The organism is Kocuria sp. KRD140 (genome assembly GCF_017168375.1).
Taxonomy (GTDB): Bacteria; Actinomycetota; Actinomycetes; order Actinomycetales; family Micrococcaceae; genus Kocuria; species Kocuria marina.
Genome location: NZ_JABFAW010000002.1, coordinates 34,417 through 52,556, shown reverse-complemented (window position 1 = coordinate 52,556; position 18,140 = coordinate 34,417). Strand labels below are relative to the sequence as shown.

12 protein-coding genes are annotated in these 18,140 nt (G+C 70.7%); 5 read left to right on the top strand and 7 right to left on the bottom strand.

The window, feature by feature from the left end:
* Positions 1-54: 54 nt before the first annotated feature.
* Entirely contained in the window at positions 55-1,737 is a 1,683-nt protein-coding gene (gene ettA / locus J1M36_RS02440) for an energy-dependent translational throttle protein EttA (protein WP_035962235.1), read from the top strand.
* A gap of 227 nt (positions 1,738-1,964) precedes the next feature.
* On the opposite strand, the gene J1M36_RS02435 is transcribed toward ettA, so the two are convergent.
* From J1M36_RS02435 to J1M36_RS02420, 4 genes are all read right to left on the bottom strand, one after another.
* Positions 1,965-4,850, bottom strand: a complete 2,886-nt coding sequence (locus J1M36_RS02435; RefSeq protein ID WP_206478593.1) for a GNAT family N-acetyltransferase — start codon at positions 4,848-4,850, stop codon at positions 1,965-1,967.
* An 86-nt stretch (positions 4,851-4,936) separates the two neighbouring features.
* Entirely contained in the window at positions 4,937-6,763 is a 1,827-nt protein-coding gene (locus J1M36_RS02430; RefSeq protein ID WP_206478592.1) for an IucA/IucC family protein, read from the bottom strand.
* Complete coding sequence (locus J1M36_RS02425; RefSeq protein ID WP_206478591.1) at positions 6,760-8,811, bottom strand: GNAT family N-acetyltransferase; 2,052 nt, start codon at positions 8,809-8,811, stop codon at positions 6,760-6,762. The genes J1M36_RS02430 and J1M36_RS02425 overlap by 4 nt, the downstream gene beginning before the upstream one ends.
* Positions 8,808-10,370, bottom strand: a complete 1,563-nt coding sequence (locus J1M36_RS02420) for a pyridoxal-dependent decarboxylase (protein WP_206478590.1) — start codon at positions 10,368-10,370, stop codon at positions 8,808-8,810. The genes J1M36_RS02425 and J1M36_RS02420 overlap by 4 nt, the downstream gene beginning before the upstream one ends.
* A 203-nt stretch (positions 10,371-10,573) precedes the next feature.
* Between J1M36_RS02420 and J1M36_RS02415 the strand changes: the two genes are divergently transcribed.
* On the top strand, positions 10,574-11,344 hold the full coding sequence (locus J1M36_RS02415; protein WP_206069198.1) for a siderophore-interacting protein: 771 nt from the start codon (positions 10,574-10,576) through the stop codon (positions 11,342-11,344).
* A complete protein-coding gene (locus J1M36_RS02410) occupies positions 11,341-12,597 on the top strand; it encodes an MFS transporter (protein WP_206478589.1) in 1,257 nt (418 codons plus the stop codon). The genes J1M36_RS02415 and J1M36_RS02410 overlap by 4 nt, the downstream gene beginning before the upstream one ends.
* Before the next feature lie 9 nt (positions 12,598-12,606).
* On the opposite strand, the gene J1M36_RS02405 is transcribed toward J1M36_RS02410, so the two are convergent.
* The gene (locus tag J1M36_RS02405; protein ID WP_098055004.1) at positions 12,607-13,497 is read right to left on the bottom strand and encodes an acyl-CoA thioesterase II; all 891 of its coding nucleotides are present in this window, start codon (positions 13,495-13,497) and stop codon (positions 12,607-12,609) included.
* A 43-nt stretch (positions 13,498-13,540) separates the two neighbouring features.
* Here J1M36_RS02405 and J1M36_RS02400 point away from each other — a divergent pair, with 43 nt between their 5' ends.
* Together J1M36_RS02400 and J1M36_RS02395 are read left to right on the top strand one after the other, a co-directional pair.
* Positions 13,541-14,008 carry a thioesterase family protein gene (locus J1M36_RS02400; RefSeq protein WP_064847268.1) on the top strand — a complete coding sequence of 156 codons (468 nt, stop codon included), beginning with the start codon at positions 13,541-13,543 and terminating at the stop codon, positions 14,006-14,008.
* Complete coding sequence (locus J1M36_RS02395; protein ID WP_206478588.1) at positions 14,005-14,715, top strand: hypothetical protein; 711 nt, start codon at positions 14,005-14,007, stop codon at positions 14,713-14,715. Before J1M36_RS02400 ends, J1M36_RS02395 begins: the two co-directional genes overlap by 4 nt.
* Positions 14,716-14,776: 61 nt before the next feature.
* Here the strand turns inward: J1M36_RS02395 and J1M36_RS02390 are convergent, their stop codons facing one another.
* Positions 14,777-15,169, bottom strand: a complete 393-nt coding sequence (locus tag J1M36_RS02390) for a globin (protein ID WP_035962646.1) — start codon at positions 15,167-15,169, stop codon at positions 14,777-14,779.
* Between the two features lie 146 nt (positions 15,170-15,315).
* A complete protein-coding gene (pepN, locus tag J1M36_RS02385) occupies positions 15,316-17,904 on the bottom strand; it encodes an aminopeptidase N (protein ID WP_206478587.1) in 2,589 nt (862 codons plus the stop codon).
* Positions 17,905-18,140 lie beyond the last annotated feature (236 nt).

The window sequence follows — 18,140 nt, the reverse complement described above, 5'->3', positions numbered from 1 at the left end:
AACGACGTCGCTCCGTGGCTCGCGCGGGTGCGGCGGCGCGGTAGCCTGGAGGGTATGGCGGAATTTATCTACACCATGAACAAAGCCCGCAAGAAAGTGGGCGACAAGGTCATCCTCGATGACGTCACCATGTCGTTCTTCCCCGGCGCCAAGATCGGCGTGGTGGGGCCGAACGGCGCAGGTAAGTCGACGATTCTGAAGATCATGGCGGGGCTGGACCAGCCCTCCAACGGCGAGGCGCGCCTGAGCCCCGGCTACTCCGTGGGCATCCTTTTGCAGGAACCCCCGTTGAACGAGGACAAGACCGTCCTGGGTAACGTGGAGGAGGGCGTCGGCGAGATCAAGGCCAAGCTCGACCGCTTCAACGAGATCTCCGCCGAGATGGCCGAGCCGGACGCCGACTTCGACGCCCTGATGGAAGAGATGGGCAAGCTGCAGGAAGAGATCGACGCCGCCAACGCGTGGGATCTCGACTCCCAGCTCGAGCAGGCCATGGACGCGCTGCGGTGCCCGCCGCCGGACGCGGATGTGAAGGTGCTCTCCGGTGGTGAGCGCCGTCGTGTGGCGCTGTGCAAGCTGTTGCTCGAGAAGCCGGACCTGTTGCTGCTGGACGAACCCACCAACCACCTGGACGCCGAGTCCGTGCTGTGGCTCGAGCAGCACCTGGCCTCCTACCCCGGTGCGGTGCTGGCCGTGACCCACGACCGGTACTTCCTGGACCACGTGGCCGAATGGATTTGCGAGGTGGACCGCGGCCGCCTCTACCCCTACGAGGGCAACTACTCCACGTACCTGGACACCAAGGCCAAGCGCATGGAGATCCAGGGCAAGAAGGACGCCAAGCAGGCCAAGCGCCTTAAGGACGAACTCGAATGGGTCCGTTCCAACGCCAAGGGCCGCCAGACCAAGTCCAAGTCCCGTCTGGCGCGTTACGAGGAGATGGCGGCCGAGGCCGAAAAGACCCGGAAGCTGGACTTCGAGGAGATCCAGATCCCGCCGGGGCCCCGCCTGGGCAACCAGGTCATCGAGGCCAGCAACCTCAAGAAGGGCTTCGGGGACCGCTCCCTGATCGACGGGCTCTCGTTCTCGCTGCCGCGCAACGGCATCGTGGGCGTGATCGGGCCCAACGGTGTGGGTAAGTCCACGCTGTTCAAGACCATCGTGGGCCTCGAACCGCTCGACGGCGGCGAGCTGAAGATCGGCGATTCCGTGCAGATCTCCTACGTGGACCAGAACCGCGAGAACCTGGACCCGGAGAAGACCCTATGGGAGGTCGTCTCGGACGGGCTGGACTACATCAACGTGGGCAAGGTCGAGATGCCCTCGCGCGCGTACGTGTCCGCGTTCGGCTTCAAGGGCCCGGATCAGCAGAAGAAGGCCGGCGTGCTCTCCGGTGGTGAGCGCAACCGCTTGAACCTCGCGCTGACCCTGAAGCAGGGCGGTAACCTGTTGCTGCTGGACGAGCCCACCAACGACCTCGACGTGGAGACCCTCGGTTCCCTGGAGAACGCCCTGCTCGAGTTCCCCGGTTGCGCCGTGGTCGTCTCCCACGACCGGTGGTTCCTGGACCGCGTGGCCACCCACATCCTCGCGTGGGAGGGCACCGAGGAGAACCCCGACCGCTGGTACTGGTTCGAGGGCAACTTCGACGCGTACGAGGAGAACAAGGTGGAGCGTCTCGGCGCCGACGCCGCTCGGCCCAAGCGCCTCACGCACCGTCGTCTCACGCGCGACTGACATTCGCGCCACCGCGGGTCCTGTGCCCGCACTGGCCCGGCGCCCCCGGCCACCGCACACGCGGTGACCGGGGGCGGCGTCGGTTCGAGAGCGGGCCGGACCGCGGTGTCCGTGGACCGCTCTGCCCCGGGTGAAACCCATGAAGCCAGGCTCGTGCGACCGCCCGGTCAGCCCACAAGGATGCGGCGGCTCGCAACGTCAGCCCCCGAATCGATCGCCGGTCGTGCTCAGCGGGAGTCGGTGAGCCCGTCAACGCGAAGGAACGCCAACTGCCCGGTCTTCCCCGGTAACCGGATGGTCGGGCCGAGCTCGAAACCCGTGGCGATGAGTCGGGCCACGGCCCGGTCGTTGGACACATCCGGTTCCGCCACGATTCGTCGGGTGCCGCAGCGTGCGAGCTGCGCGATGATGAGGCGCCCGAGTGCCGCGGTGAGTCCCGGGCGGCGGGTGCGCACGGGCGCCAGCAGGACATGCACCCCCAGGTCCCCGGGTTCCACCCGATACGTCGCGCCCACCGGATCGGCGTGGGGTTCGTAGCTCTGGAAGATACCCATGGGGGTGCCGTCGAGTTCCAGAAGCCACGCATGATGCGTGGGCGAGGCATCCAGGTACTCGTACACCTCGCGCACCCGCTCGGGGGTCCACCCCGTCATGCCCCAGAAGCGGGCTCGCGGCGCACGGACCCATTCATGTATCACGGCCGCGTCCCGCCCCGGATCCACGAGCCTCAGCGTCACGCGCGGGCCTGGCGCGGACTGATCCGGTAGCGGTGGCAGTGCGCCCAGGTCGATGGATCCACCGGACGAGCTGGCCGAGCCGGCCGGACCGGCCGGACCCATCGCGCCGGACCTCCCCACGGAACCAGCCGGAACCCACGGCAGAGCGTGATCCATCTCCCCGCGCGACCACCGGTGCAGCGGCGGTTCCGTGCACTCGCCCCGGGCCACGGGGTCGGGTGTGATCCACCACGACGCCGCGGGGTCGGCCAGATCCCACAGCACCCGCGCGGCGGGGACACGCACGCACGCGGGTCCCGTGCCCGGTAGTGTCCCCGCCGCGAGCAGGCAGTCCGCGTCCCCGCCCACGGGAACGGGGTCCGCCGCGGTCAGGGCCGGGTCACTGCGCCACGGGGTGTACACATGCAGTGCGCCCCACGGCGGCAGCGCCGTACCCGGGTGCTCGTGGGCGACCCGTTCGAGGGCCGTCCTGGCGCACCAGCGGACGTCCACTCCCAGGTCAGGGCCGTGACGCACGATGTTCTCCACCGCGAGTCCCACTCGTCCGGGCCCGTGCAGGAACGGGTCCCACACGGTCGGCATGCCTGTGGGTCCCGAGAGCACCGATAGCGGGGTGGTCCGCATGAGCTCGTGAACGAACGCGTCCCGCCACACGGCGAACAACGACGCTGTCCAGGACCCCGCCGCCATCGACCCGTCCCAGTCGAGCAGCGCCGCACGGACGGAGTCAGCCGCCTCCGCCGATGCATTCGTCGTTCGGGACTCCCCCTCCCGTTGCGATGCCGCACCGGCCGCCGACGGCGCCCCCACAGGTCCTGACGCCACGTCCAGCTCCGGCGCCGTCCGCACCGGCCCCGTGGAACCCACCCGCGCCACGGTGGCGACCGGGTCCGACACGGCGGTCGGAGACGCGTCCGCGAACAGTTCCCTCAACAGCGGGGGCCAGTGCGGAGCGGCGGTGTCCAGCTGGGCCGCCAACAGGTCCTCATGACGCACGGCACCGTGTTCGGCCACGGCGACGTCGAGCAGGTGCGTTGCCCGCCGGGCCCGGTGCGGGGGCGCGCACGCGAGCCGCGCGGCCGAAGCGCAAGGGTCCGAGGGGCGCTGATTGGCGCGCACGGTGATCCCGTGCAGCGGTCGGGACGGTTCGGCGGCCCCCAGGAACGACCCCGTGACCGTGTGTCGACATGAGCCGTCGCGGTCCGCGGCCACCACGTCGTTGCACGGCACGGCCCACCCGGACACCGCCTCCATGGCGTTGCCCGCTGTGCGCGCAGAGAGCAGCTCACGACATGCCGAGAACGCCCGCGCAGGGTCCGCCGTGGGCGCGGGGAACACCACGGTGACGGTGGTCGCGGTGCCGGGCACGGCGGCGTCGAGCACTGCTTCCGCCGCGGGAGTGCCCGGCAGCACGAACCCCGCCGCGCACGAGCGGAGCAAACAGGCCCGTTCGACGCTGCCGCGCGCCCGCAGCACCACCGAGCGGTGCTCGAGCCGTTCACCCGTGGTCGCGACGTACCACGCGCCGTCACGGTTCTCGACAGCTAGGTCCGCGATGTGTTCCGTCGTCGTCATGGCGGCCGTAATGGCCCACGCGGCGCTTTCGGTGCGCCCGAAGTGCGGGACCCCTGGCAACCCCACGAGCGCGAGACCCCGCACCCGGACGTCCGGCGTGGAGAGGCACACGGGCTGATAGGGCCCCGATTCCTCCACGACGCGGTGCGGGTCCGCCGCGAGCAGCGGTGCGCCGCTCGTGGACAGCTCGCCCGGAACGAGCCACGCATTGGATCCGGCCGCCGCGGGGGATTCGGCATCGAGCACGGGGACCCAGGCGTCGCCGAGTTCGCGCCGCACGCGGCGTCGCCACAGCTGCTCGGGGAGACTCCCCGTGAGCAGGTGCGCATCGAGGTGCACGGCCATCGGGGTCCAGGGGTCCCACGGCCGCACGGCCCGCTCGGTGAGACCGAGCTCGCGCACCTCGGGGGTCCCTGGCCAGGTCTCGGCCAGTGCCTCACTGATCCCGCGCGCGTATGCAGCGAAGAACTCCCGGTCCTGCGACGACGCCGCGTCCCACCACCGTCTGGCCGTACCGGGGACGTCCGCGGCCAGGGTGAGGTGATCGCCGTCGAGCCCGTCCGGTCCCACGAGCTCTGCCGAGCGCCCCTCGGCGCGGTGACGCAGCACCTCCACGTGCCAGGCCCTGTCCACACCGGTCACGTAGCCGTGGCCGTGTGCCAGCGCGGTGAGATCGTCCGCCTGCACGTGGGGCACACCGAAGGGATCGCGCCACAACCGCCAGCCGGGGCCGGACCGTTCAGGACCGGGCCGCCCGGCATCAGACTGCTCAGAACCGGTCCGCGCGGGGGCAGAGAGCATGACACTCCGTGACCCGCGAGAGACACGCCCCGGCTCAGCAGCGTCGGTGCGCGCTCCCGCGGATCCGCCGCCGGAACACCGTGCGCTCACGACGCGGGGCCCGCATCAGGGGAGCGGAACGCGGCCAGTGGATTGGTCAACCGACCGGCGTAGGTCAGGGACGCCGACTGGTCGGCCAGATCCACCATGCGCTGCGGGTTGCGCAGTTGCAGCCGGTTCAGACACGAGTGGGCGAAGGTCTCCCGGAACAGGTCCAGCTCGCGCCAGTGTTCGGGGAAGCGCTCGCGGTGCTCGTCCAGGACCTTGGCCCCGAGCGCCCAGAACTCCTGTTCGGGGAGCACACCGGAGGTGTGCAGGAGCACCGCGAGGTGCCGCAGGACGCCGTCGACCACGTCCGTGTGGATGGACAGCTCCCGCTGCTCCGGCTCCACCACGGAACGGATGCGTTCGATCCCCTCGGGCAGGGGCCGGTCGCTGAGCACCGCGACTTCCTCCCCGATGTCCTTCCAGAACGCACCGACCGGGAACCCGTCGCGCAGGCGCAGGATCACGTTTTCGCTGTGGGGCATGAGCGCGATGTCCTGGGACAGCAAGAGGTGCGCGACCGGGACCAGGTACACGTCGAGCAGGGCGCGCACCCAGTCCCTCGCGGTGACTCCCGAGCGCTCGATCCACGCTTCCGCGAGGGGCCGCCCGGCGCAGTCCCGGTGCAACACCCCGGCCAGGCTGGCGGCGTGCTCCCCGGGCTCGAGCATCGGCACCGGGGACTCACGCCACAGCGCAGCCAACTGTTTGGTGTGGTCGGAGGCCACACCGCTGCGGTGGTGGGCGTCCCCGGTGTAACCCACCGCGGCGTGCTCGCGCAGCACCCGGATCCCGCGTGAGCGCAGGAACGGATCCTCCCGGGTGATCCCGTGCAGCCAGTCGCTCACGGCGGGCATTGTGCGCATGTAGGCGGGGGAGAGCCCGCGCAGGAACCCCATGCTGTGCACCCCGAGCGCGGTCTTGGCGTAATCCCGCGCCGGGTCGCTCACGTCCAGGAACGTGCGCACGGACTGTTGCGCGCGCCACTCGTGCTCACTGCGGCCCACCAGGATCAGGTGGCGCCGCAGCACGTCCGGGAGCATCCCGGGCAGGATGCGGTGCTCCCACTGCCACGGGTGCACCGGGAGGAACGTGTACTCGTCCGGGTCCTCGCCGGCCTCGGTCACCGCCGCGCGGAAACGGTCGCGCTCACCGGCGGTGAGGTGCCGGTCCTCATGGTCACGTTCGTTCACGTGCTGCCCCAGGGACACGGTGCACAGACTGCGGCGCGCGGCGAGCCACGTCAACCGGGCGGGGTATGCCGCCTCGGGAGCCCATGACGTCTGTTCGGACGCACCCATGCCCACCCGGCCCGAGCTTGCGACGAATCCGGGGTGTCCCCGGTCCAGGAAACGTTCCACCTCGGCGAGGTCCGCGGTCGCCAGTTCCGCGGCGGTCGGTGCGGGTACGGCACGACGACGCGCCATCGAGTACATGGTTGCGGACAGGTCCTCGAGGTACAGCGGGAGCATCTCGTCGGTGAGTCCCAGGACGTCCTTGAGGTCCAGCACGGCCTGCTGGGCGTCCGGTTCCTCGCCGGCGTCCCCGGGGATGATGCGCCGCACCGAAGCGGGGTCCACCTCCCAGTGCTCGAGCGGGTGCCGGGTGGCCTCGAAGTACCAACTCGGGCGCCCGGCGGCGTCGGCCACGGTCCAACCGTCGCCGTGCGGGGCGGGATGCAGCAACCGTTCGTGACTGAACTCGGAGAACATCTTGGCGAGCACGTCCCGCTGCAGTTGCCGTGCGGCCCGGCGGTCCAGCCGGGGCTCGGGCGTCGGGGCGAGGTCCCGCTGTTCATCGGGGATGCGGGTTTCGACGACGGCGCTCATCGGGTCACCTCCGCGCGCTCGGCCACGGAGGCTTCCGTGTCCGCGGTCCGTACGTGGTCCTGCGGTCCGTCCCCGCGGACGACGACGCTCACGGACGCGGTCTTCTCCGCCAGGTGGCACTCGCCCACCTCACGGAACCCGGCCCAGCGGTTGATCGCGCGGATCCGCTCGTTGCGGACGTCGGGTTCCACGAGAACGCGCTGCACCGCGGGGTCCGACCACAGCAGGTTCAGCGCCGCCGCCATCACGGCTCGCGTGGTCCCCGGAACCGGACGGGACGTGGGGGCCACGAACAGGTGCAGACCGGCGTCGCCGTCGCGGACCGGCCACACCGCGGCCAGGGGGCTGCGGGCGGGGTCGTACGTCTCGAGCAGCGCGAGCGGGCGGTCGTGTTCGCTGACGATCCAGGCGTCCTCTGCGTCCGCCGCGGTCATCCTGTGGTACTCCCGGGAAATCGTCTGCTCGTCCGCGCCCACGAGTCCCCACGCGTGCGCACGCGGGGAACTCAACCACGCGTGCAACAGCGCCGCGTCCCCGTCCGGGTCCACCGGCCGCAGCGTGAACGCGCGCCCGAGAGCGCGGGTCTCGAACGTGCCGTCGGGCCCCACGGCGGGGGCGACATGACGCTGGGGGACGTGACCGAAACTCTGGAACGTCGTGTGGTCCTCGGTGATGTACGGTGTGCGGCCCGTGACGTGCGCGAGCACATGCGCGTTGCGCAGCGGTCCCATCCCCAGGTCGGGTGCCGTGAGCGCATGCGTGTGCTCGCCGTGGTTGAGCACGTGCACGGTCCCGTCCGGGCTGGCCCGGTGGTACCGGTCGGGGCTGAGCCGCCCTGAGGCGTCGAGCGAGAGCTGCTCCCGGACCGGTGCGAGCCAGTCCGGGGCCGCGGACCGGTAGCCCGTGGCCGCGACGACGGCATCGGTCACGGTCTCGCGCACGTGGTGGTTTTCCGAATTGTGCCAGCGCAGGACGGTGCGCCCGGCCTCGTGCCACGCGTCCACGAGTTCGGTGGCCGCGACGAGGCGCACGGGCGGGGCGTCCGGGTCGTTGCGGCGCACGTACACGGCCTCGTGGATCGCGTCGATCGTCGCGTCCGAGATGCCGCGGTGCAACTGGGGTTGGGACGCGTTGAGCCGGTCCCGCTCGGCCTCCGGGAGGGACCGGAAGTGGTCGAGGTAGTCGGGCGACGTCAGTTCGAGGCTGAGCTTGGAGTACTCCATGGGGTAGAACCGTGGTGAACGGGTGAACCAGTCCACGGCCGGCCCGCCCGGGGTGTGCAGCAGGTCCAGGAACACCTCCGCGGCCGACTGCCCCGAGCCGATCACGGTCACGTGATCCTCACTCACCAGGGTCTCCCGGCGGGACAGGTACTCACTCGCGTGCACCGTGGTGTCCGGGACGCCGGACAGTTCGCCCGGCGTGCGGGGGACCGTCCCCGTGCCCACGACCAGGTGGCGCGCCCACCACGAGTGCTCGACGCCGCGGGCCCGGGCCGTGACGTGCCACGGACCCTCACCCGTCGGGCGGGTGACCTGGGTGACCCGGTGTCCCCAGTACACCCCGCGGACTCGCTGCGCGGCCCACCGGCAGTAGGCGTTGTAGTCCCGCCGCAGCGGGAAGAAGGACTCACGGACGTAGAACGGGTACAGCTCGCCGGTCTCCTTGAGCCACTGCAGGAACGAGAACCGCGAGGTGGGATCCGCCATGGTCACGAGGTCCGCGAGGAACGGGACCTGCAGCGTGGCGTCGTCGAACAGCAACCCGGGATGCCAGTTGAAACCGGGGGCCGCGTCCAGGAAGGCGGCGCGGACGTCCGGCAGAGGGTCGGTGAGGCATGCGAGTCCGAGTCCGAACGGGCCCACCCCCACGCACAGCAGGTCCAGGGGGTCGTCCGGGGTGCCACGCTGAACGGTGTCCGGGGCGTCAGTGGGAGTCGACGCGGCGTCCGACGGCGTCGATCCCTGCTCCGCGGGCCTGGAGTCGTCGTGTGCCGGTTCGGTTCCGTGCCGACGGTCGGGGTGGGATGCGGTCGTGCGGGGGGTCATGCGCGGGCCTTTCCGGTGCGATCGTGGGCGGTCAGGGACAGGGCGGTCTCGTGGATGAGGTCCAGGACCTCCCGGACGTCGTCGAGGGTCGTCTGCGGGTTGAGCAGGGTGAATTTCAGGCAGGGACGCCCGGCCACCTCGGTCTCCGCCACGGTGGCGCGGCCGGTGTCCCACACCGCGCGGCGGATCGGGCGCACCCAGCGGTCCGCGGTCTCATCGACCGCGTCCGGGCCGTTCCCCGTGATGGAGGAGGCGTGCGCGGTGGAAGAGGCGTGCGCGGCAAGCGGGGCCCCCGCGGCGTCGTCGTTCCCCGCATCCGGAGGCGTCCAGCGGAACAGCACGGTGCTGAGGGACGGGTCGCACACGAGCTCGAAGCGCGGGTCCGAGCGCAGCTCGTGGGCCACACGCGCCGCGAGGTCGATGACGGCGTCGAACATCGCGCCGATCGCGTCCGGGCCCATCGTGCGCAGCGTGACCCACAGCTTGAGCGCCTCGAAGCGGCGCGTGGTCTGCAGGGAGCGGTCCACCTGATTGGGCTCGGGGGTGTCCGCCGGGTTGAGGTACGCGGCGTGATGCGCGCAGTGGCGCAGCGTGTGGCCGTCCCGCACGATCACGGCGGAGCACCCGATGGGCTGGAACCACGCCTTGTGGAAGTCCACGGTTACGGAGTCAGCGCGGTCGATCCCGGCGAGCCGGTCGCGGCGCGTGGGGGAGACCAGCAGCGCGCCGCCGTAGGCCGCGTCCACGTGGAACCAGACCCCGTGCTGCGCACACACCTGCGCGACGTCCTCGAGCGGGTCGATCGCGCCGCGGTCCGTGGTGCCCGCGGTGGCCACCACGGCCATGGGGGTCAGCGACTGGGTCGCGAGGTCCGCCAGCACTCGACGCAGCGTCGGCACGGACAGTGCCCCCGCGGCGTCGACCGGGACCGGGACCACGCAGTCGTCGTCGAGTCCCAGGATCCGGGCGGCCGTGCTGACCGAGAAGTGGCTCTCCGCGCTCGCGAGGATGCGCAACGACGCCGCTCGTACCGGCCGCGGGGCCGCGTGCGGGGTGCGCGCGGAGCGTTCGAGGCATTCGTCGCGGGCGAGCATGAGCGCCTGCAGGTTGGAGGTCGTCCCGCCCGGGGTGAACATGCCGTCTGCGGCGGCGGGGAAGCCGATGCGCCGCGCCGTCCACGTCAGCAGCGAACGTTCCATCACGGTCGCCGCCTTGGACTGGTCCCACGTGTCCATCGAGACGTTGACGGTGGCGGCCAGGGTCTCCGCGGCGACCGCGGGCACCGCCACCGGGCAATTGAGGTGCGCGAGCGTCCGGGGGTGATGGAACCACACCGCGTGGCGCAACCACGTACGGTCGAGCTCGTCCACCGCGGCGCCGAAGTCGTGCAGCGGGGTGTCCAGGTCGATCCGCGACAGTGCCCGGTCGATCTCGTCGTGGCTCGCGGGTTCGTGGGGTTGTCGCGCGCCGGCCAGGCGCGCCGCACCGGCGGCCGCGGCTGCGGTGACATCGCGCATGAGGTCCGTGACGGTGTCCGCGTGGAGCAGGGATGAACTCATGGAACGGTTCGGCTTTCGTTCGGGGGCACTCGGATGCAATAAGCTACACGGTGGTAACTAATTACTGATAGGTTAGGCTAACCTAAGATTCAGCAATTGTGTACCGCCCGATCCACCCCGGAACAAGCAGAACTGCCTCGCGACCTGCCGGTTCCTTCCGGGCTGGTGTCCCGTGACCCGCCCGCCGAACGAGGAGAACGCCCGTGCCCCACTGGGAACGTCTGGCCGTCCGAGCCCTCGGGGCTTCCGAGACCGTGCTCACGGTGGTGAGTCGCCGCGACGTCGGCCCCACCTACACGCGCATCACCGTGCGGCACGAGGGGTTCCTCGCGCGCCACACGCCGTTCCCGACCATGTGGTTGCGGTTGTGGTTCACGTCCCGCGGCAAGGACCACCAGCGGGCGTTCACGGTGGTCGACCCACGCCCGGACGAGGGCGTCTTCGACATGGAGTTCGCCCTGCACGACGGCGCCTCCTCCGACTGGGCTCGCACGTGCGCACCCGGCGACACCATCCGGGCGTCGCTGCTCGGCAGCACCCCGCCCTGGCCGCCGCGCAGGACACCGCGCCGCGGTCACGGGTCCGAACCCGCTCCGGGGCTCGATGCCGATTTCCCGGGACGCACGGTGCTCGTGGGCGACCCCGCGAGCTTGCCCGCCCTGAACTCCATGCTCCCGCTGTTGGGAACCCACGACGTCGAGGTGTGGTTCGAGTACCGCGACCCGCGCGACGCCGACCTGCCCCTGGCCGCAGCGAAGCGCCACCAGGTGCACACGGTGCACCACATCGGCGCGGGGGAGGACGTGGCCGCGGCCGTGCTCGCGCACTGGGAGACGCATCCGCCCGCACCGGGGGACCGGTACTGGATCGCTGTGGAGGCGCAGCAGAACCGCCTGCTGACCTCGGCCCTGCGCACCCGCTACGGCGTGCCCCGCACACACATCGACGCCACCGCCTACTGGAGGAACGTATGAGCACCATGACCCTGTCCGCGCCCGCGGGGATCGGCACGAACCGTGGGTTCTGGGGGCTGCTGTGGGCGCTATACACCACGCAGTTCATCGGGGCGGCGTTCCTGTCCACCGGCCTGGTGGGCATCCTGCGCGACGGCGGCACGGACCTGGGGACCCTGGGCGCCCTGCAGCTGCTCGCCCTCGTGTGGCCCGTGAAGTTCCTGTGGGCACCCCTGATCGATCGGTGGGCGCCGGGCCGGGCGCGCGGGCACTACAGGTCGTGGTTGCTCGTGCTGCAACCCCTCATGGTGCTCGCCCTGCTGGCCATGGCGGTGTTCGCCGACCCTCAGGACAGTCTGAGGGTCCTCGTGATCCTGGCCGCGGCGTTCGTGCTCTTCTCCGCGACGCAGGACATCGCGGCGGACGCGCTGTCCGTGAGGGGTCTCGATCGCTCCCAGCACGATCTCGGTGCGGGGGTCCAGGTGGGGGCGAGCTACATCGGGACCGTGATCGGCGGCGGATTGGCCTTGCTGATCTACGACGCATGGGGATGGCGGGCCGCGGTGATCGCGCTCGCACTGTGCACCGCGGCCGCGATGGTCCCCGTGCTGCGGCACCGGGAACCGGAGCGCGCGGCGTCGAATGCGCAACCCCGCGGGCTCTCCGGGATGTTCGGCATGCTGGCCGTACCGGGGGCCAAGGCCTGGGCGCTCGGTGGTGTCCCCCTGGTGACGTTCGGCTCCGCAGCCGTGTGGTCCCTCGTCACCCCGGCACTCGTGGACGCGGGGTGGTCGCTGGCCTTCATCGGCGCGGTCACCTCCATGATCGCGGCGGCGCCCGCCCTGGCCGCGGCACTCCTGGGCGGCCGGTTGTGCCGACGGCGCGGGCGCGGCGTCACGCTGTTGCTCGGCGCCGGGATCCAATTGCTCGGTGGGGTGTGTCTGGCACCCGTCGTGTGGCCCGGTGCGGGCGTGGACCAGTGGCTGCAGGTGCCGCTGGGCGTGGTGGGAGCGTGCGGCGTGCTCGCGGGCTACACCGTGATGAACACGGGCATCTACGCGGTGAACCTGGACCTTGCGCGTCCCGGGTGCGCCGGCGCCGACTTCACGCTCCTGAGCTCCATCGGCATGCTCGGCGGGAGCGTCGGTGCGTGGGCGGCCCTGTTCTTGGCCGGCATGGCCGGCTACGGCGCGTCACTCGTGTTCGGACTCGCGGTGTCCGTGGCGGGCGTGATCATGTGCCGGTCGCACCCGCTACTCGCACGCCGCGTGTGAGGGCCCCGCTCAGTGGAACTCGGGCAGGCGCATCATGCCCTCCTGCACCGTGGTGGCGATCATCGTGCCGTCCCGCGTGAACATCTTGCCGATGGCCAGACCCCGGGACGAGGATGCGCTGGGGGAGGTCTGGGTGTAGAGGATCCACTCGTCCGCGCGGGCGTAGCGGTGCCACCACATCGCGTGGTCCAGGGACGCCACGTTCATCCCCGGTTCCACCCAGGACTTGCCGTGGCAGCGCAGGATGGGCTCCATCATCGTGTAGTCGGAGACGTAGGCCAGGGCCGCCCGGTGGATGTTCGGGTCGTCCGGCAAGGGGGCCAGCGCCTTGATCCACACCGCGTTGTACGCATCCTGCGCACCCTTCCACGGCAGGAACAACGGCTCGGTCACGTAGCGCATGTCGAAGGGCCGCTCGAACGCGGTCGCGCGGGCCTCGGGGATGTCCAGTGCCCCGAGCGTCTCGCGCAGTGCGGGCAGCGACTCCGGATCGGGCACGTTCTCGGGCATGGGCTCCTGGTGCTCCAACCCCTCGGCGGGATCCTGGAAGGAGGCGATCACGGACAGGATGGTCTTCCCGTGCTGGTAGGCGTGGATCCGCCGGGCGGAGAACGAGCGACCGTCGCGGACCCGTTCCACCCCGAACGTGATGGGGACCTCGATGTCACCGCCACGCAGGAAGTAGGCGTGCAGGGAGTGGATGTGCCGGTCCGGCTTGACGGTGCGCATGGCCGCCATGGCCGCTTGCGCCAGGACCTGCCCCCCGTACACCCGCGCTCGCGGCGAGGTGATGGTGTTGCCCACGAAAATGTCTTCCGTGGTGCGGGCCCCTCCTCCGTCCGCGAGTTGGAGCATCTGGATGAGGGCTTCCACGGGGTCCTGCAACGGGTCGACTGTCATGGCACCACTCTAAACCGGGCATCGGGTGTGATCTGATAGAGCCATGACTTCCCTCAACGTTCCCGTCCAGATGCGGTTCTTCGACCAGGACCAGTACGGCCACATCAACAACGTGACCATGCTGCGCTACTTCGAGGACGCCCGTGTGCGGCTCACGGCGTCCCCCATCAAGGCGGACGCCCAGCACGGCATCCCCGAGGACACGACCTTCCGCGAATCGGTGGGCAAGAACCGCACCGTGGTGGTGCACCAGAGCGTGGACTACAAGGAGCAGCTGTTCTTCCGCCAGGAGCCGGTGTACGTGCGCACGTGGATCTCGCGTGTGGGCGGTTCGTCGTTCACGATCTCCTACAGCCTGCAGGAGGAGGACGGTTCGCACGTCTACGCCGAGGGCGAGTCGGTCATCGTGGTCATGGACCCGGACACGGGGAAGAGCATGAAGCTCACGGATGACCAGAAAGCACTGCTGGCCACGCTCGAGGACGAGGTCAAGGAGCCGGACGAGCGATGAGCGACCCTGGTGATACCCGCACGGACGGCTTCCTGCTGCAGGACCGGCAGGACGCCGCCGATCTGGCCACGTACCTGAGCCGCGCCCGCTCGGTGGATCCGCAGGCGGCCGTCCGGTTGCAGGGCTTGGACCGGGTGCTCGCGGCGTGGGTGTCGGTCATCCACCCGGCCGGACTCCTGGACACCGCACCCGTGGTGCTGGGGCTGCGCACGATGTCACTGGCGCAGTCGTGCGAGCTGGACGTCACCGTGGCCGTGGCCGCCATCACGGACCGGCTCGCGCGCGAGACGGGCGCTCGCGGGTCCGACGACGACGCCCCGGTGTGGATCAGTGCCCCGCCGCAAGAGGTCTCGGCCTCCTGGGCGGGGATCGTGGCCCCCCGCACGGGGTGGCGCTCCCTGGGGTCCGTGCCCGCCCACCGCGTTCGCGACGTGGCGCACCGCGGTATCCGGACCGTGTCCGATTCCGTGCCCACCAACTCCGGCGCCGCCGTGGTCCAGAAGGTCCGCGCGCGGGTGTGGGGTACCGGGTCCGGTTGGGGTCCCCTGGAGGGCCCGGAGATCCCCGACGGCGCCGCGTTCGCCCTGGACGTCCTGGGGTTCATCCCTGCGTCCGAATCGGACGTGCACGTCGCGGCCGAGGCCTCGGGCCAGTGGGTGCGCCTGAGCACGGGCGCGGGTCACGTGCTCGTCAAGGTCTCCCGCTGAGACCCGGCCCCGCCCGGTAAGGCGGTGCCGGGACCGGGCCCCGGCACGCGAGGAGAACGCCTCAGCCGGGGCGGTTGACCATGGCGTGGGCGGCGCGGTCGAAGTAGTCCCACATGATGCCGTCGTGCAGCGGGGACAGCTCCAGGGTGTCCATGGCCGCGCGCATGTGCGTCAGCCACGTCTCGCGCGCCCACGTGTCCACGGGGAACGGGGCGTGGCGCATCCGCAGTCTGGGGTGCCCGCGCTGTTCGGAGTACGTGGTGGGTCCGCCCCAGTACTGCTCCAGGAACATCCGCAGCCGCTCCTCCGCGGGTCCCAGGTCCTCCTCGGGGTACAGCGCCTTGAAATCGGGGTCCTGCGCCACGCGCGCGTAGAACTCCCGGGTGAGTTTGGCGAACGTCTCGTGCCCGCCCACCTGGGCGTAGAACGAGTCCGACGACGCCGCTTCGGCCACGCCCCGCGCGTCCCCCACCTGTTGCGGGGGCTGAGTCACCGAGCCGGCGGCCGACCGGGAACCCACCGCACCCAGCGTGAAGGTGCGCCGCCCCGCCGGAGCAGCGGCCTGCGGGTCGAGTGACTGGGAAGAGTCCTGCGTCCCACTCATCGGTCGGCCTCCGGGGTGTGGGCCGTGGTGTCCTGCACCGCCGCGGCGTCCACGGCCTGGGCGCGCACTGCGCGGCGCGCGGCGTCCTGGCGTTCCAACACGATCCGCCTCAACCCGGACAGGGCTGGGTCCAACCGGTCGAGGAACGCCTGGGCGGCGTCCACCGTGTCCTGGCCGACGGCCCGGGGGAACAGTCCCACGGCGATCTGCTGCGCGAGTTCGTGCGTGCGCTCGGTCCACACACCCGTGACGGCGTCGAAGTAGCGAGAGGAGTACGGGGTGACTAGGGCGTCGTCGTGCACGCGGAAGAACCCGGCGATGGCCGCTTGCTGCTGGGAATTGGGCAGCGCGCCCTCGGTCACGACGAGCCGCCACGCCTCGGCCTTGGCCTCCGGGGTGGGGATCGCGGCGCGCGCGGTGGCCGCGGCGATCGCACCGGTCTCGGTGTTGTCCTCGGCCAGCGCACGGTCGACGTCCTCGGCGCCCTTGCGGCCGGCCGCGACGAGCGCGATCAGCACGGCCCAGCGGGTGTCCGTGTCCAGTTCGATCCCCTCGGGGACGCCCCCGTCGAAGAAACCCTCGATGCGATCGAAATGCGCCTCGGTGCACGCCCGGCGCAGGAAGGCCCGGAAGAACTGCCACTGGTGGTCGGAGCCCGCCTCCGCGGCGGCCGTGAGATCCCACAGGGTGTCCGCGGCCCGGGCCCGGACCTCGTCCGCGTGCTCGGGGGCGAGGTAGCGGTCCAGGGCCACGTCCAGCTGGCGCAGCTGCACCTGCACGGCCGTGGAGTCGGTCTCGTGGCCCACGTTGGAGAGCACGAGGTCCACGTAGTCGCGCGCCGGGCTCACGCCGTCGTGCACGGAGTCCCACGCCGCGGCCCACACGAGCGAGCGGGGCAACGACTCCTCGAAGTCTCCGAGGTGGGTGGTGGCCGTGGCCAGGGAACACTCGTCCAGGCGGATCTTGGCGTAGGCGAGGTCGTCGTCGTTGAGCAGCACCAGGTCCGGGAGTTCGCGACCCACGAGCTGCGGGACGTCGGTGAACTCGCCGTCCACGTCCAGCTCCACGCGGAACGTGCGGCTCAGCAGTCCGGTGTCCTCACGGTGGTCGTAGAAGCCCACGGCCACGCGGTGGGGCCGCAGGGTGGGATGGCCGTCCTGGCCCAGCTGCTCGATCCGGAAGGACGTGATGACGCCATCGTCATCGGCCTCGACCTGCGGCACCAGGGTGTTCACGCCCGCGGTCTCGAGCCAGCGCGCGGACCAGTCGGTCAGGTCGCGCCCGCTGGCCGCCTCGAGCTCGACCATCAGGTCCGAGAGCTCCGTGTTGGACCACGCGTGCTTGCCGAAGTAGCGGTTGAGCCCCGCCATGAACTCCTCCTGGCCCACCCAGGCCACGAGCTGCTTGAGCACCGAGGCACCCTTGGCGTAGGTGATGCCGTCGAAGTTCACGAGCACCGCCTCGAGGTCCGGGATCTCGGCCTTGATGGGGTGGGTGGTGGGCAGCTGGTCCTGTTCGTAGCCCCAGGACTTCTCCCCGGCCGCGAACGTGGTCCACGCGTTGGTGTACCGGGTGTTCTGCGCGCACGCGAGCGTGGACATGTACTCGGCGAAGGACTCGTTGAGCCACAGGTCGTTCCACCAGCGCATGGTCACGAGGTCCCCGAACCACATGTGCGCGAGCTCGTGCAGCACGGTGATCGCGCGGCGCTCCACGCGGGCCTGCGCCGGCTTGGAGCGGAAGACGTAGGACTCCACGAAGGTCACCGCGCCCGCGTTCTCCATGGCGCCGGCGTTGAACTGCGGCACGAAGAGCTGGTCGTACTTCTCGAAGGGGTAGGGCACCCCGAACTGGGACTCGAAGAACTCGAAGCCCTGCTTGGTGACCTCGAACATCTCCTCGGCGTCCACGTACTCGAACAGGGAGCGGCGCGCGAACAGGCCCAGCTCGATGGTGCGTCCGTCCGAGGAGACCAGGCTGTCCGTGGTCTTGACGTAGGGGCCCGCGATCAACGCGGTGATGTAGCACGAGATCACGGGGGTGGGGGAGAACTCCCACCGGGCCACGCCGTCTGCCACTGGGAAGGGTTCCGGGGTGGGCTGGTTGGACACCACGTCCCAGTCGGCGGGTGCGGTGACCGCGAACTGGAACGTGGCCTTGAGATCGGGCTGTTCGAACACCGGGAACATCCGGCGGGTGTCCGCGACCTCGAACTGGGTGTAGAGGTACACCTGCTCGTCCACGGGATCCACGAACCGGTGCAGGCCCTCACCCGTGTTCATGTAGTACATCCGGGAGTCCACCACGAGCTCGTTGTGCTCGGCGAGATCGGGCAGGTCGATGCGCTCGCCGTCGCTGACCTTCGCGGGGTCCAGGAAGGTGCCGTTGAGGGTCACGGAATCCACGGACGCGGTGATCGCGTCGATGAACGTGTGCGCTCCCGCTTCGGCATCGAACGTCACCGTGGTGCGCGCCCGGAAGGTCTCGGGGTCCCCCGTGAGGTCCAGATCCACGTGGTAGGACTCAACCGAGATGATCCGCGCGCGCTCGGCGGCCTCCGCTCGGGTCAGGTTCGTTCCGGGCACAGCGGCGTTCCTCTCCTCGACGACAATTCGATGCCCGCGCGGGGCATCTTGCCATTATGGCAGCCGTCGCAAGTCCCGCCGCGGGCCCCATGCCGCCGACTCGGGCCCGCGTTCTTCCTCGCACGCATACCGCGACGGCACGGCCCCTCCGCCGGTCCGATCGTTGCCCGGGCGCGAGCCGGGGGAGCGCCCGCGCCGGTGGGATCGGCGGCTAAGGTGGATGCGACCCTTTCCCC

Excerpts from the sequence above, each read along its gene's own strand:
- J1M36_RS02425 (WP_206478591.1), bottom strand. The coding sequence starts at position 8,811 with ATGACCCCCCGCACGACCGCATCCCACCCCGACCGTCGGCACGGAACC.
- J1M36_RS02420 (WP_206478590.1), bottom strand. The coding sequence starts at position 10,370 with ATGAGTTCATCCCTGCTCCACGCGGACACCGTCACGGACCTCATGCGC.
- J1M36_RS02405 (WP_098055004.1), bottom strand. The coding sequence starts at position 13,497 with ATGACAGTCGACCCGTTGCAGGACCCCGTGGAAGCCCTCATCCAGATG.
- J1M36_RS02435 (WP_206478593.1), bottom strand. The coding sequence starts at position 4,850 with ATGCTCTCTGCCCCCGCGCGGACCGGTTCTGAGCAGTCTGATGCCGGG.
- J1M36_RS02430 (WP_206478592.1), bottom strand. The coding sequence starts at position 6,763 with ATGAGCGCCGTCGTCGAAACCCGCATCCCCGATGAACAGCGGGACCTC.
- J1M36_RS02410 (WP_206478589.1), top strand. The coding sequence starts at position 11,341 with ATGAGCACCATGACCCTGTCCGCGCCCGCGGGGATCGGCACGAACCGT.
- J1M36_RS02400 (WP_064847268.1), top strand. The coding sequence starts at position 13,541 with ATGACTTCCCTCAACGTTCCCGTCCAGATGCGGTTCTTCGACCAGGAC.
- ettA (WP_035962235.1), top strand. The coding sequence starts at position 55 with ATGGCGGAATTTATCTACACCATGAACAAAGCCCGCAAGAAAGTGGGC.
- J1M36_RS02395 (WP_206478588.1), top strand. The coding sequence starts at position 14,005 with ATGAGCGACCCTGGTGATACCCGCACGGACGGCTTCCTGCTGCAGGAC.